11 protein-coding genes, 1 pseudogene and 1 CRISPR repeat array are annotated in these 13,486 nt (G+C 69.3%); of the genes and pseudogenes, 1 reads left to right on the forward strand and 11 read right to left on the reverse strand.

Annotation, left to right across the window (positions count from 1 at the left end; genetic code table 11):
- Nucleotides 1-288: 288 nt before the first annotated feature.
- Genes ACFVVO_RS36635 through ACFVVO_RS36655 form a run of 5 tightly spaced genes read right to left on the reverse strand, consistent with a single transcriptional unit; the run spans nucleotide 289 to nucleotide 6,165 of the window.
- A complete protein-coding gene (locus ACFVVO_RS36635; RefSeq protein WP_390060985.1) occupies nucleotides 289-1,203 on the reverse strand; it encodes an ornithine cyclodeaminase family protein in 915 nt (304 codons plus the stop codon).
- The gene (locus tag ACFVVO_RS36640) at nucleotides 1,181-2,254 is read right to left on the reverse strand and encodes a dipeptidase (RefSeq protein ID WP_390060987.1); all 1,074 of its coding nucleotides are present in this window, start codon (nucleotides 2,252-2,254) and stop codon (nucleotides 1,181-1,183) included. The genes ACFVVO_RS36635 and ACFVVO_RS36640 overlap by 23 nt, the downstream gene beginning before the upstream one ends.
- Nucleotides 2,251-3,462: an NAD(P)/FAD-dependent oxidoreductase gene (locus ACFVVO_RS36645; protein WP_390060989.1), complete on the reverse strand. Its 1,212-nt coding sequence runs from the start codon at nucleotides 3,460-3,462 to the stop codon at nucleotides 2,251-2,253. Before ACFVVO_RS36645 ends, ACFVVO_RS36640 begins: the two co-directional genes overlap by 4 nt.
- Nucleotides 3,452-4,735, reverse strand: coding sequence for a serine hydrolase (locus ACFVVO_RS36650; protein ID WP_390060991.1), 1,284 nt, complete (start codon nucleotides 4,733-4,735; stop codon nucleotides 3,452-3,454). Before ACFVVO_RS36650 ends, ACFVVO_RS36645 begins: the two co-directional genes overlap by 11 nt.
- Nucleotides 4,732-6,165 (reverse strand): MFS transporter, encoded by a 1,434-nt coding sequence (locus ACFVVO_RS36655; RefSeq protein ID WP_358940646.1) that lies wholly within the window; start codon nucleotides 6,163-6,165, stop codon nucleotides 4,732-4,734. The genes ACFVVO_RS36650 and ACFVVO_RS36655 overlap by 4 nt, the downstream gene beginning before the upstream one ends.
- Before the next feature lie 95 nt (nucleotides 6,166-6,260).
- Here ACFVVO_RS36655 and ACFVVO_RS36660 point away from each other — a divergent pair, with 95 nt between their 5' ends.
- A complete protein-coding gene (locus tag ACFVVO_RS36660; protein WP_390060993.1) occupies nucleotides 6,261-6,878 on the forward strand; it encodes a TetR/AcrR family transcriptional regulator in 618 nt (205 codons plus the stop codon).
- Between the two features lie 553 nt (nucleotides 6,879-7,431).
- Here ACFVVO_RS36660 and ACFVVO_RS36665 read toward each other — a convergent pair.
- The 6 genes and pseudogenes from ACFVVO_RS36665 to ACFVVO_RS36690 all read right to left on the reverse strand — a co-directional run bounded on the left by ACFVVO_RS36665 (nucleotide 7,432) and on the right by ACFVVO_RS36690 (nucleotide 13,034).
- Nucleotides 7,432-7,926, reverse strand: a complete 495-nt coding sequence (locus ACFVVO_RS36665) for a DUF4232 domain-containing protein (protein ID WP_390061001.1) — start codon at nucleotides 7,924-7,926, stop codon at nucleotides 7,432-7,434.
- A gap of 110 nt (nucleotides 7,927-8,036) precedes the next feature.
- Nucleotides 8,037-8,346, reverse strand: a pseudogene (locus ACFVVO_RS36670) (transposase); the annotation flags it as partial.
- 100 nt (nucleotides 8,347-8,446) lie between these two features.
- Nucleotides 8,447-9,649: a DUF4241 domain-containing protein gene (locus tag ACFVVO_RS36675; protein WP_390060995.1), complete on the reverse strand. Its 1,203-nt coding sequence runs from the start codon at nucleotides 9,647-9,649 to the stop codon at nucleotides 8,447-8,449.
- A 348-nt stretch (nucleotides 9,650-9,997) separates the two neighbouring features.
- Nucleotides 9,998-10,300: a hypothetical protein gene (locus ACFVVO_RS36680; RefSeq protein ID WP_390060997.1), complete on the reverse strand. Its 303-nt coding sequence runs from the start codon at nucleotides 10,298-10,300 to the stop codon at nucleotides 9,998-10,000.
- Between the two features lie 44 nt (nucleotides 10,301-10,344).
- A CRISPR array of direct repeats spans nucleotides 10,345-10,557; the repeat unit is 30 nt; unit sequence CGGCTCACCTCCGCTCGCGCGGAGAGGACT.
- 1,422 nt (nucleotides 10,558-11,979) lie between these two features.
- Nucleotides 11,980-12,345: a hypothetical protein gene (locus ACFVVO_RS36685; protein ID WP_109445550.1), complete on the reverse strand. Its 366-nt coding sequence runs from the start codon at nucleotides 12,343-12,345 to the stop codon at nucleotides 11,980-11,982.
- A 317-nt stretch (nucleotides 12,346-12,662) separates the two neighbouring features.
- Nucleotides 12,663-13,034 (reverse strand): hypothetical protein, encoded by a 372-nt coding sequence (locus ACFVVO_RS36690; RefSeq protein WP_390060999.1) that lies wholly within the window; start codon nucleotides 13,032-13,034, stop codon nucleotides 12,663-12,665.
- Nucleotides 13,035-13,486 lie beyond the last annotated feature (452 nt).

Below are 13,486 nucleotides of genomic sequence, written 5' to 3' on the forward strand. Positions count from 1 at the left end.
TTCACGCTGCGTTACTCGACATCTCGAAGCGTGGAGGGCGGCCGTCTCACATACCGCCGGAAATGGGAGATCTCAGCAGGTCGGGTGACGTGCGAGGTTAAACATCAAGCTAAGTGAATCTGATGGTCCAGCTCCGGCTTCGGAGTCTGTGTTTCCGGCTGGCGACGATAGCCAGCCGTTGAACGTAGAACCCAGTCACGTCGTTGAGGGGACAGCCCCGCAGAGCGGTCAGCTCTCCTCAATGCCGTCAGGAACTGGCCGCGTTCATTCGGGCACGGGTGGGAACGTTCAGGTGCACGCCGGCATGGTCCTCCATTGTGTGAGTGCTGCTTTGGCGGTGCTCAGGTCTTCCCAGGCCATGCCCACGGATCTGAAGACGCGTCGTCGGTCGGTTTGTGCCGGGGTTTGTCCGGTGACGATCTCGTGGAGGGGCAGGGGGTTGGTGATGTCGCCGGAGGTGAGTGCGTCGGAGATGTCGGCGGCTTCGCGGGTGGCGGTGGGGACGTCTTCGACGATGACCTGTGCGCCGCGGAGGGTGTGGCTGTCGAGTTCGCGGGCGTCGGGTGTGTGTGAACCCATCGCGATGACGGTCGCGTGCTGCGAAAGGTGCCGGCCGTCGAACAACGGCGTGGTGGAGCTGGTGCAGCAGGCGACGACGTCGGCTTGGGGGAGGTCGTCTGATCCGGCGACGTCGATCCCGTGGTCGTCGGCGAACGCGCGGGTCCGCTGGGGGGTCCGGCCGCTGACAGCGATGGACGGCAAGTGCCGGACAGCGCGGAGGGCTTGGAGGTGTGCTGCTGCTTGTGGTCCGGTGCCGTAGATCAGCAACCGGGAGATGTCGTGAGGGGCGAGGAGGTCGACCGCGAGTGCGGACAGGGCGGCCGTGCGTCGCAGTGTGAGGGCGGGGCCGTCGATCGCGAGGATGGGCCGCAGGGTGTCAGCGTCGTAGAGCAGGTAGGTGCCGGTGATCCGGGGCAGACCTTTCGCCGGGTTGTCCGGCGCGACCCCGGCGATCTTGACGCCGAACAGGTCTCGGTCCGCTGCGGGCATGATGAGGACATGCCCGCCGGGGGCTTCGGCGGTGGTCCGGGGTGGTGCGGTGACGGTGGGCGGCCCGTCCTGGAGGGTGTTGTGCAGCGCGCTGATCGCTTGCGGGAACGGCAGCAGCCTGTCCAGAAGGTCAGCGTCGAGGTAGGGCAGCATGGTTGTCCGTTCCGTGGTGCGTGGCACCGAGGAACCGGGCCAGGTTGGCGCCGGCGATTCCTCGGACCTCGTTCTCGTGGTGTCCGGCAGTGAGCAGCGCGTGGCTGACGAGTGGAAGCCCCGAGGGTCCTTCGAGGCCGGGGACGAGGATTTCGGTGTTGGTGCCCTCGATGATCAGTGGTCGGTCGCAGGCCGGGATCTTCTCCGCGAACAGGTCGGCAACGAAGTCGGCACCGATTCCCACCTTGGTGGGGCCGGCGAGTTCGGTGAGGCGTTCGATGTGTGCGACGACGTGGTCGAGCGTGGGGGTTGCGGTGGTGAGGTACCCGGCGTAGAGGTTCGCGCAGATGAGTCCGCCCGTGGCGGCGATGCCGCGTATGTGGTCGTCGGAGAGGTTGCGGTGGTGGTCGTGGAGGCTGCGGGCACAGGAGTGGGTCGCGATGACAGGCCGGGTCGCCAGTTCGAGCACGTGATCGACTCCGGTGGCTGCTAGGTGGGAGACGTCGATCGTCACCCCGAGGGATTCCAGCAGGGCGAGTGCTTCGACGCCGGCGCGGGTCAGGCGGCTGCCGGTGCGGTCTTCACCGGATCCGTCGGCCAGCGCGCTCCGGCCGAAATGGGTGAAGGACACGATCCGGACGCCGAGGCGGGCGAAGGTCTGCAGGAGCTCGATGTCGGTGTCGATCTGCGGGCATCCCTCCAGCGCCAGGACCAGCGCGATGCGGCCGGAGCTGATGGCCGTGTCGATCTCGGCGCCCGTGCGGCACAGCGCGACCAGGTCCGGGTTGCCTTCGGCGATGCGGTGTGCGGCTTCGACCATCCGGAGGGTTTCGCGCAGCGCGCCCTCGGGTGTGAACTCGTGGTCGATGAAGACCGGCAGGACCTGCAGATCCACCCCGCCTGCGCGCAGTTGCGGATACCAGACGTCGCGGAAGTAGGTGGCCCACAGCTGCGGTGGCCGGCGGACGACGAGCATGAGCAGATCGTTGTGGGCATCGGCAACCAGCGCGTCCGTGTGGAGCCGATGGCCTGCTGTGGTCGGCGATGTCACCGCAAGACCTCCGGATGGCGGCCTTCGTGCCCGAGCAGCTGGGCGACTGCGGCCGCGGTCGCTGGGGCGAGGGTCATTCCGAGGGTGCCGTGCCCGGTGGCCGTGACGAGGTTGCGGCCGGTCCTGGCCGCCTGCGGCAGGCCGTCGGGGGTCATGGGCCGGGCCGCGCGGGTGAGGGTGCCCTGGGGCAGGTCGTGCAGCGCGGGGGCGAGCCGTTCGGCGGCCTGCCGGATCGCGGTGGCGGCGGCGTGGTTGTGGCGGTCTTGCGGGGTGCCGCCGATCCGCATGCCGCCGGTGATCCGGATGCGGCCGGCAAGGGGGTTGAACACAACGTGGTCGTCGAGCCCGATCAGCGGCGAGCTGATCAGCGGATGCTTGGCGGGCACGTCGATGCTCCAGCCCCAGCCCGGCTGAATGCCTCGTCCTCCTGGTCGTCCGGCGCCGGTGGCCAGGATGTAGGTGGTGGCTGTGAACTCGCCGAGGTCGGTCCTCACAGCGGTGACCTCGCCGTGCCGGCGGACCAGGCCGGTGACGCGTGCGCTGTGGACGATGACGCCGCGCAGCTCGGCGGCGACCAGTGCCGCGCGTGTCGCCGCGGCCGGATCCAGCGAGGAGTCACCGGGAAAGAACACCGCACCGGCCAGGCCCGGATCGAGTTCCGGGGCCCGTACCCGCAGTTCGGCCTGGGTGAGGACCTCGTGGTCGAGGTCGATGCCGTTCTTCGTCAGCTCGCGGGCCAGGGCCAGCTTGCGTCGCAGAACGGCCGGGCTGCGGGCCACCTGGAGCCAGCCGCTGCCGGTCACGCCGAGGTCGATGCCGGTCTCCGCGGCGAGGTTCGCGTATGCGTCCGCGGCGGTGCGTGCCGGGCCGACCAGCCTCGCGGCGATGCGGCCTGCCCGGCCCGGGCGGGCCGCGGCCGCGAATCGGGCCAGCCACGTCAGGACTGCCGGAGACAGGGAGCCGATCGACATCAGAGGGTCCGAGCCGGTCATGGCGCGGAAGCCCTCCCACAAGGTTGCGGGATCGGCCATCGGCCTGGTGAAGCTGGGAACAAGCAGGCCGGCGTTGCCGATCGAGGCACCGCGACCGGGCTGGGGGTCCAGGAGCACGACCCCCAGCCCCCGCCCGGCGAGCTCCCGGCCGATCAGCGCGCCGACGATGCCCGCGCCGATCACGACGACGTCGGTGCCGGGGTGCTCAGCTGACACGGCGCAGCATCCGGAGCGCGGTGTGCAGGCGGCCGGCCCGGCCGTGGTCGAAGTCCATGAAGTTCACCTCGGTTTCCAGGGCGCCGAAATCGGCCCAGAAGCAGTCGCCGTGTTGGTGGTGCAGGTCGGTTTCCCGGCCGGTGAGGGGGCTGGTGATCAGCAGCCGGCCGTCCCGGGCGGCGCGCACCGTGACGCCGAACGCGGGTGAGGCGTACTCCCCGACGTACCGGTCCGTGTGACCGGGGCCCGGACCGGGTGGGAGCGCGGGCCGGTGATACCCCAGCGCCTCGCACAGGACGTCCACCCCGAAGGCCCAGCCCTCTGGGAAGTTGGTCAGCACGGCCAGCGCGATTCCTCGGTCGGCCTCGACGTGGATGAACGCGCTGGTCCCGCCGATGTGCTGGACCGACCGGGAGGGCCCCGCGACGGGAAGGGCCCAGCCCAGTCCCCAGCCCCGGAAATGCAGCGGTGTGCCGGGTATCGGGGCGTGCAGGCGGAGCATCTCGTCGACCATCCACCGGGGCAGCAGTTTGCGTCCGTCCTGGGTGCGGCCGGTTGCGCAGGCGAGAACGAGTCGTGCCGTGTCCGCGGCGGTCGCGTGCAGGGTGGCGCCTGCCGGCCCGAACAGCGGGCTGACCGCAGGCCAGAGGTCCCCGGCCACGAGCGTGCCGTCATCGCCCAGGACATGCCCGGCGGCCGCGTCGGCCGGTGCGGTGAAGACGGCGGAGGAGATCCCGGCCGGACGCAGGACCGCCCGCTGCGCGGCCCCCACCCAGCTGAGGCCGGTGAGCTTCTCGACGAGCCGGCCCAGGACCACGTACCCGGTGTTGCTGTAGGAGAAGCCCTCGCCGGGCGCGGCCGCGGCGGCAGTCCCGCGGGAGGTACCCAGCAGCTCGGTCAGTGAGGCGGAGGCGTCCCAGGCGTCGGCCAGCCCCGAGGTATGGGACAGCAGCATGCGCGTCGTGATCGCGGCACCGCGGGCGCCCAGCGTGTGCAGCTCCGGTACGAGAGCGGCCACGGGAGCGTCGAGGGCGAGTCTGCCCTCCGCCACCAGTCGGCAGACCACGGTCGCCACGACGATCTTGGTCACCGATCCGAGCGGGAACAGTGTGTGCGGGCCGACCGGAGCCTCCGTGCCCACCCGTTCCACGCCGATCGACGCGCAGTTCGTCGTGCTGTCGATCAGGCACACCGATGCTCCGGCCACGGCGTGGCCCAGGGCGGCTCGTTCGAGAACGGTGTCGAGGGCCGTGAGGTGGGGGCGTGTCCTCATACCGGCTCTCCGACCGCGGTGACGGCGGAGGGTGTGACGCGGGGCAGACGGGAGGGCAGCGCGATGCTGAGCAGCACCGCAGCCATACTCACCGCGGCGGCGAGCAGGAAGGCCGACCGGAATCCGGACCAGGCGGGCAACTCCGCGCCGGGAGCGGTGGACTGCGCCAGCAGGACAGCGCCCAGCTGGGCACCGAGAGCTCCGCCGACACTCTTGACCACGAACGCCAGTCCGCTGACGCTGGCCGTCCGCTCTTCGGGCACAGTCGCGACCACGATGTTCATCGCGCCCGTCAGCCCGAAGCCGACGGTCAGGCCCGCCAGCGCCGTGGAAAGGAGGATCAGCCACGGACGGCCGGGAGCCGCGAGGAGCACCAGCGCGGCGGCGACCATCGCCGCGGTGCCGGTGAGCATCACGCCCCGGGTGCCGACCGCCCGCTCGAACCGACCGGTGAGCGGGGCGACGGCCGTACCGACGATGCCCAGCGGCACGAGGTAGAGCCCGGTCGACAGGGCCGAGCCGCCGAGCCCGTAGCCGGTCGTCGTCGGCAGCTCCACCAGCATCGGCACCAGGACGAAGACAGCGAACGTGCCGAAACCGACCACGAACGCCACGGCGCAGGTCAGCAGCACCGCACGCGTGCCCAGCAGGTGCAGGTCCACCAGGGGCTCGCTGGTGCGCAGCTCCACCGCGGCGAACACGCCCAGGACCGCCACACCCGCCACCACCAGGCTCAGCACCAGCGGCGATCCCCAGCCCACCTTGGACGAGCGCGAGATCCCGATCAGCAGCATCGCGAGTCCCGAGGCGAGCAGGACGGCCCCGGCCGAGTCGATCCGGCCACGCCGGGTCGGCGGACAGGACGGGACGACGACCCACGCCACCACGAACGCCGCGACGATCACGGCGAAGGGGATCCAGTACAGCCAGGTGTAGGGCAGGACATCGAGGATCGGACCCGCGATCACGAGCCCGACCGCGGTGCTCGACGCCGCCGTCCCCACGATCAGGCCGTTGCCCGCAGCGATGCGCCGGGCGGGCTGGGTATCGCGGATGATGCCCACCGAGAGGGGGACCAGACTCAGCCCCACGCCCTGCAGGACCTGCCCGGCGGTCAGCAGGGCGACGTTCGTGGCGAGGGCGGCGAGCAGGGTGCCGAGGGCGACGACCGCCAGCACGCACAGCAGGACGGTCCGCTTGTCGCGGATGTCGGCCAGGCGCCCCACCAGCGGGGTCGAGACCGCCCCGGCCAGCAGCAACCCGGTGAAAACCCAGGCGATCGCCGGCGTCGAGGCGCCCACCGCTTTCTGGATCGCGGGCAGGGCTGGCGACAGCATCGTCTCCAGCGTCGAGTAGGCGAACAACGCCGCGGTGACGACGCCAAGCGTCGCCGCGATGGCCGTACGGCCGGGGGAAGAGGTGGTTGTCATCGGAAGCCTCCGATTGAGGGGAAGGCGGGCAGCCGCGACCGCTCATGTACGACTCGTATTTCAAATACGGACCGTATTTGTGGTACGAACAGTATATGAATGCGCCGAGTCGTCAAGCCCCTGAATCGAGCCGGGAACGCAGGCGCCGCGAGACGCGGACCGCGCTGCTGCAGTCGGCGTACGAGAAGTTCTGCGACGTGGGCTTCGGCGCCGCGTCCCTGGAGGCCATCGCCGCAGACGCGGGATTCACCAAAGGCGCCGTGTACGGCAACTTCAGCAGCAAGGAGGAGCTGTTCCTCGTGCTGGCCGAGGAGCGGGCCGAGTCCCTGCCCGACGAGTGGCGGCACATCGAGCCGGAGAGCGTAGGGCAGGACAAGGTGGGCCGGGCCATCGGCTCGTGGCTCGCCGACGTCATCCGCAAGCGTCGCGGCTGGTTCCTCGCGAACGCCGAGTTCTCCATCGTCGCAGCACGAGACCCGGAACTGGCCGCGCGGCGACTCGCCGCCCTGCGCCGTACCCATCGCGAACTCGGCTGCGTGCTCCTTCGCTTCTGCGGGCCCGCGACGGCGGACCCTACAGCGCTCGGCGTGCTCGCGATGACGCTGATCGACGGCGTCATCATCAACGCGGCCCTCGATCCGGACCTTGATGTCGCGTCAGTTGTCGCGACCGGTCTGCAACGCATGCTGCCCGACGGCCCCAGCGAGTCCTGACACCCGGGCAGCCCCCGGCGGGCCACCTGCCGGCCGCTTCGCCCGGCCGGTGGCCGGCCACGAAGGGCACAAGGCCGACAGCCACTGCCTGCACGCAATCCAGAGGCCGGCTGTGGCCCGCAAGGAAGGTCCTTCTGCCGCCGAGACGTGTGGCGGCCTGGGCGAGACCGGTGTGTCCCGGGATCGCGAGAAGCCACTCGACGCCTTGTCCGGCTCCGCAGGTGGCCGAGACGGTTCAGACAATGGCGGAGCATGCGTCGGGGGCGCTGTGGTCAGCGAGGATGTGCGTGCCGGGCCAGGCCGGACGCCGGGCGGCACCACCGGCTACCTCCTCAAGGACACCCCGAGGACCCGGCAGCCGCCGCCCGCGCCACCGCCACGGGCCGCACCACACCGGTCCCCAGCGTCACGGACCGGCTGATGAAACCGGCTGCGTACCCCCGGCTCCACCTCACCGAAGGAACCGTCAAGTCCCGCCTGGCCCGCATCTACGCCGAGCCAGGCGCCGACCTCGGCCTCATCCGCCACCAGTAACTCCCGTCCTGCACCCGCACTACGGACAACGCCCGCGCAATCCGGCCCTGCTCCTGCCGATTGTCCTGGCCCGGGTCCGCACGACGCTCCACTGGTCATCCGGTGGAAGGCAGCGGATCACCGGGGCCGGGCCACCGAATCGGTGACGTCCAGCACGTCCACCATGCGGTTCAGCTTGCCGCGCGCACGTGCCACTGATGTCGGGGTTGCCGAAGCTGAGTCCGCCCCAGGCACTCTTGCCCGGCGCCAGCGTGATCTTCGTAGAATTTGCGGCGCCGGCGGACTCCGAGACGCGCTTGGGGTCCGGCCCCAGCTGCTTACCGGAGCCATCCACGAAAGCGGCGCCCGGATAGCCGTACAGAGTGCAGGTGTGGTCGGAGAAGTTGGTCACGATGAGAGGGAAGCTCTCCTGCCCCGCCCCCGGGTTGTTATCGCCCACGTTCCCGCGCAGTTCCGACGTCGTGCAACGAGTGCTCGCAGCGCCGCTCCCTGAAGCCGACGTGCCGCCACCCATCGTCGAACCGCCGGCCTGAGTGCCGGAACCGCCAGCCTGGCTGGAGCTCGGTGCACCGGAGGAGTTGGAGGACGTGACGGTGCCGGAAGCGTGGATCGTTCCCGGGTCGCACGGGTCGAGGCCGACGATCCGGTCGTAGGAGTCCAGCGCGATCTGCTTGAGCCGGGCGAACACGCCGAGTCGGATCCACTCGTCGCGGCGGCAGCGGATCGTGATGGCCGAGCAGGTCGTGTCGGCGATCGCCTCGTAAGAACAGCCGAAGCGCAGCAGTTGCAGCATCTTACCGAAGACGATCCGGTCACTGATGCGCCGACGGTGACAGCCGAGCGGATGGTCCGGATGGAACTCCGGCCGCTCGGGCAGCAGGCCCACGAATTGGTCCCAGAGCGGTTCGGTGAGCCATGATGGAAGCGCGGGCACAGGCCTCCTCAGTGATCACAGAGCGTCGAACTCCATGATCACCGGGACCTGTGCCCGTTCTGCTGCCGGGGTCCCCAACTGCACCTATCCGCGCAGCCTCTTACTCTCCCTCGTCGGCGGAATGGAGCTGGAAGTCGACGACGACGCAACCAACCTGTCCGTCATCGGTGCGGCCGATCCAGACGGGGTAGGCCCCGTCGCCCTGGCCGGCACGGAAGGCGATGAGGTTCGGCTCGGGCTCCGGGCTGGGCAGTTCCACGCTGAAACGGCTGTCGAGGGGGATGAACAGGTCCTCGTCCAGTTGGTCTTCGGTCACCGTCCGAGTCGCATCCATGAAAGCCGCTGTGCCCGTATCCACGCCAACCCCATAGAACTGGCCGTCGCCGAGCAGCCCGAGGTCCTCGTCGGGGCTGAGGGCCATTTCCCACTCGCGGGGCGGGACGTCCAGGAACGTCACCCTGGCCGCGGCGACATTGACCCCGCGTGTCGTGCGCAATAGCGACAGCGTGACCGGGAACTCGCCCTGTGGCACAGCGACGGTCCGGGTCTCTCCGATACAGCCGGGGTCCGAGACCGCCAGCTGCCCTGACGTGATCCGCAGCAGGCCGGCGTCAACGGGCTCGACGACGGCCGGCCCATCCGGAGTGTCGCACGCGCCCGGACTGAACAGTTGCTCGATTCCGGTGGCGCGCAGCGGTCCCGATCCTTCGTCCACCGACACGTCGTTCAGGACGACGGTCGTGGCGGGCTCGTGGCCCTGCTGGGCGAGGAACGGCGCGAACACCTGCCAGTCGCCGAATTCCGGTACGGGGCAGAGGAAGCTTTCGACGGGCGCCGGGAACCGCCGCACGGGGACGCTCGACGGGCCGGATGTTCGAGCGTGCAGTGGCTCCGTCGACGCTCCCCTCGGCCCGGCGAACTCGGACTTCACCTCGACCTGCCCGTCGGCCGAGACGGTCGTGGTCTCCTGAACATCCCACTTCCCGGACGAGTACTCCTGCTCGTTGGAAAACTGCCATCGGGTGTTCCAGCGAGCCAACAACATCCCCGTGCTGTGCGGCTTGAGGTCGATCATCTGCATGCGCCAGGACCTGTCGTCGAACAGATACACACGCCACATCCCGCGCGGCCATCTTTCGACCAGTGCCAGCGGTCGCTCCCGCGCGGACAGCAGAACCGCGTAATCCATCCCGGCAGCATGCTTGCGTGCCGCGAGCGCGCGCGACATCGGGTCCGGATGGGTCATTCCCCGATAGGAACCCCACATCTCGCCGTACGACACATCAAGACTGTCGAAGATCACAGCCGCACATCTCCCCCCGTGGCACCAGCCACCACCGAACAGTGACGCTCGACGGGTGACCCCTGCCGCAACGCCCTGCCCTTTCGAAGCTTCGTTGTGCCGCAGTCTGCCACTGAGGTGTGACACAGAGGCCAGGGCTACACCTGCACCCTCAACACGCCTGCCGTGTTGGAGCCGTAAAGTTCACCACCGGGCTGAAGCCCGGTGCACTGCGAATAGACCCGGTAGCGACCCCGTCCAGGCTGGTGGGCAGGTTCCCGATTGCGGCTGGTGGCAGGGTTCTTACCGCCACCCCCATATGTGCGACTATAGGGCGGGATTCCGGGTTCCCCCAGGTGGGAACCCCCGTCAGGCCGCCGGGCCTCCGCCTGCCGCCCAGGGCGGCGGCTCGGGGTTCCAGTCCGGCAGGCCCCCGGCCATCGGCATCACCGCGGCGTCGAGGAAGGCGGTGGCCTTCACGAACTCCGCCTCGGGGTCGGCGGCCGCCACGGCGGCGCGCACCGTCCGTACGGTCTCCAGCAACTCCAGCGCGGGCACACGGGTCAGCTCGACGTCCCCGTGCCGTTCGGCCAGGGCGTCGAGGACGGCCTGACGCGTGCCTCCGTCTTGGACGACCACGCGCTCCAGACCGAACCCGGCGACGTCAGGCACCCATCACTGCGGCCGCCGCGCTCACGGCCGGCTATCTGCTCGGTCGGCTCACCTCCACTCGCGCGGAGAGGACTTCGCCGTGTTCGACGGCGACACCGCCCGCGGCGGCTCACCTCCGCTCGCGCGGAGAGGACTCTGCCAACGCCGCCTTCACACCATTCTTGATCGGCTCACCTCCGCTCGCGCGGAGAGGACTCCGCGTGCTGCTGTGCCTCACGCTGCTGCCACGGCTCACCTCCGCTCGCGCGGAGAGGACAGCCGGGCCAGGGCGGCCTCATCGACCTTCAACCGACCGAATGCGAGCTTGTCCGCCTTCATCTGATTCCTTTCGTGGATACCCCCGCCTTTAGGTGGGGGTATCCACGAAAGGAATCAGATGACCACGAGATGTCCGTTCTCAGATCCTCAGGATCCAGTGTCTCGTGTGTCCAAGATCAGGGGTCAAGGCCCCTCGACCGTCCCGGCGCGGAATGCGTCGATGCAAAGGGGCGGAGCGGTGGTGTGCATGCCGTACGGCCCCACCTCGTGTGCCGTCAGGCCAGGCGGGGTGGGGCCGTACCGTGCGGGGTCCTTTAGCGGGCAGTCATACCTGGATAGGCGCCGGTCGCGACCCGATCGATCGTGTCAGCGCCCTGGGCGAGCTGCTCCAAGGCCGCCCGGGCGTGTTCGGGTCGCCGCGCGCCCCAAAAGAGCCAGGCTGCGTCGGAGTCGGTCAGCCCGAGTTCATCACGGGCCACGTCACAGACAGGGGCAGCAGCACGGCCGGGCTTGTGAGCGAGCGGGATCCCAGCCGCGATGAGGGTGTAGCCGGTGAGGTGGGCAGCGAAGCCGGCGACGCACAGCGTGGTGCCGCAGTCGAGGGCGCCGGCGCTGAGCGTGTCGGTAGGGCGCAGGACCTCGACGCCTTCGAGCCAGGACGCTGGTCGTAGTGGGCGGGCTGGTCAGTGATCGCGCGCAGGATGCGCGCAGCGAGGTCAGCATTGGACACCGCAGTCTCCGTTCGGTGCGGGATGAGGCCGGATGACGCCAGAGGGGATCGACGGTTGCGGCCTCTCGGAACGATGCGAACGGTGCCGGGCCAGGCAGCAAGGGACGCAACAGCGATCGCACGCGCGGTGCGCGGCCGCTGCCTGGCTGGCGCATCAACAGCCTTGGGGCTGGTGGGCTCGCATGTAGGGGTGTCGCGTATGCCGTGTGCGATTTCGGAGGTGGATTACTGACTGTCACCGGCAACGGTGGTCCCTCGCCGGTCGATGCGGCCCAGCCATGCGTCTTGCTCGTCGGCCAGTGGTTGCTTCAAGGGAAGTGAGAGAAACCGACAGGCAAAAGTGAGGCCGGCGTCGTCTCCGCCGCCGTGGACGTGGTGCTCCCACGCACCGGAGGTGTCCACGGGTGCCTGGAGGTAGGAGAAGCCGGTTCGTCGTGGCTGACTCGTGTCGCGCACCTGGAGGACGAGTTGGCGGATCGCGGCCGTCCTGCCGCGCTGGCAGCCCGGAAGAGGCAGCTGCGGACCGCAGCCCCGCGTCGTCGTCCGCGACGGCGACCAGCCGCAGCCGGAGAACACCGTCCCTGCCCACGCGGCCACCGTAGGGAACGAAGAGAGCCGCCGGGAGTCCCCCATCCCACTGGCGATCAACTGTCCCCAGTGTCATGTACGGAAAGCGGCCTCGCCATCCTGGTCAGGCGAGATCTGTCAGGTCCTCCGCGAACACCTGCGACAGAGGCTGCGGTCCCACATACTGCTGGCAGTTGCACTGACCAGCCTCGTAACGCAGCGGCTTCTTGTTCTCATCCCAGGCCACTGGCACCTCGACGCGCTCGTGGCACTGGCCCTGCTTGTCGTGTTTGGCGAGATGGTGCGTGCATCCGCACACTGGTTCCGGAGACTTGTTCGCTGCTTCGACGGCCAAACGTTCCTGCCTCGCCGCCTCCAGCAACTGCAACTTACGCTCATGCCGATTACGCAGTGCGGTGCGAACGTTGTCAGCTGCCCACGCGAAGCCACCCGTCCAAAAGACGATGAGAACCCACCAGAACCAGTCCATCCGCTATCCCCTCCCCCTGTGATGCTGCGGACCAGCATAGATGGCTCATCATAAGGGCGTTCGTATTGTCATGTAGGCCTCAGACACAGCTTCTACGCACGGTGCATGCGGGAGCCTTGCGTCGGGAGCACAACTGGGCGGCCATGGCACGGCCGTCCAGGGTCAGGGTGGCGATGAAGGCGGTCTTGGCGCCCTTAAGGCGGGTGCTCCATGTTGGCGGGCGCCATAAGGCGGGGCCTTTGGGAGCACGCTGAAGCGGCGGCATCCATGTGGAGTACCGCCGCTTCGAAGGGCGAGTGCCAGCGGGTGACGGCATGTCACCAACTGTTGAAGTCTTCGCGCACCCAGCCCTTGACGCCCTTGTTGGCTCCCGAGGTGACCTTGATGTAGTCCCAGGGCTGGGCGCGGGAGAGCGTGTACTTGTAGCAGTACATGTACGTGCGGGTGCCCTTGGTCAACACCCCTTTCACTGAGTACCCGGTTCCCGGACCGCTGCGGAGGTTGACCCCGTTCGCGGTGATGTGCCCGTTCAGCCCGTACCAGGCCGAGTTGCAGCTGCTGGAGTCGGCAGCGGAAGCGGCGGGCGCGGTCGCCAGCGCACCGCCGGCCAGAACGAGGGTGGTCGCGGCGAGAGCGGTGATGCGCGGGAGGCGGCGCTTGGAGCGCGGCCGGGTTCGGGTGTCGGGCATGGATACCTCCTTGCTGAGGCCGAGGCGTTTGCCGGGGCGTGGTCGATGCTGGGCGCTGGCGTACGGCCGTTGGTGTCGCCAGGACGCGACCTCCCGAGGGCCGGGTCAGCGAATCGGTGGCTTGTCCCACTGGGCGGGAAGACCGGGCCTGCCCGGGTGGGTCGGCAGTCGCCGGGGCGTGCTGGGGCGCCCTGCCTCCGCGCGGCCTGGGCGGGACGTGTGTGCCGCCGCAGGTGCTCTGAAAGCCGCTTGGACCCGGGGATGGAGACCACTGGAGTGCGAAGCGGAGACGAGGGCCACCGGAGCGGCTCAGCCCCATTAATCCTTAGACGGGCTCGGATGGCGCTTGCGGTACCAGTGACCGGAGTTCTTGAGCGCAGGCCCCTGTCTTCAGGGAGGGGTTGGCTCGTCCTCGGCGCGAGCCGCGCAGCGGCGGAGTTCGCTGCGTTGTC

Source organism: Streptomyces sp. NPDC058145 (genome assembly GCF_042884245.1).
In the GTDB taxonomy this organism is placed as follows: domain Bacteria; phylum Actinomycetota; class Actinomycetes; order Streptomycetales; family Streptomycetaceae; genus Streptomyces.

Bases quoted from the DNA above. Each gene is read 5' to 3' on its own strand.
- ACFVVO_RS36635 (WP_390060985.1), bottom strand. From the start codon at position 1,203: ATGCTGCCCTACCTCGACGCTGACCTTCTGGACAGGCTGCTGCCGTTC.
- ACFVVO_RS36660 (WP_390060993.1), top strand. From the start codon at position 6,261: ATGAATGCGCCGAGTCGTCAAGCCCCTGAATCGAGCCGGGAACGCAGG.
- ACFVVO_RS36655 (WP_358940646.1), bottom strand. From the start codon at position 6,165: ATGACAACCACCTCTTCCCCCGGCCGTACGGCCATCGCGGCGACGCTT.
- ACFVVO_RS36690 (WP_390060999.1), bottom strand. From the start codon at position 13,034: ATGCCCGACACCCGAACCCGGCCGCGCTCCAAGCGCCGCCTCCCGCGC.
- ACFVVO_RS36685 (WP_109445550.1), bottom strand. From the start codon at position 12,345: ATGGACTGGTTCTGGTGGGTTCTCATCGTCTTTTGGACGGGTGGCTTC.
- ACFVVO_RS36650 (WP_390060991.1), bottom strand. From the start codon at position 4,735: ATGAGGACACGCCCCCACCTCACGGCCCTCGACACCGTTCTCGAACGA.
- ACFVVO_RS36665 (WP_390061001.1), bottom strand. From the start codon at position 7,926: ATGGGTGGCGGCACGTCGGCTTCAGGGAGCGGCGCTGCGAGCACTCGT.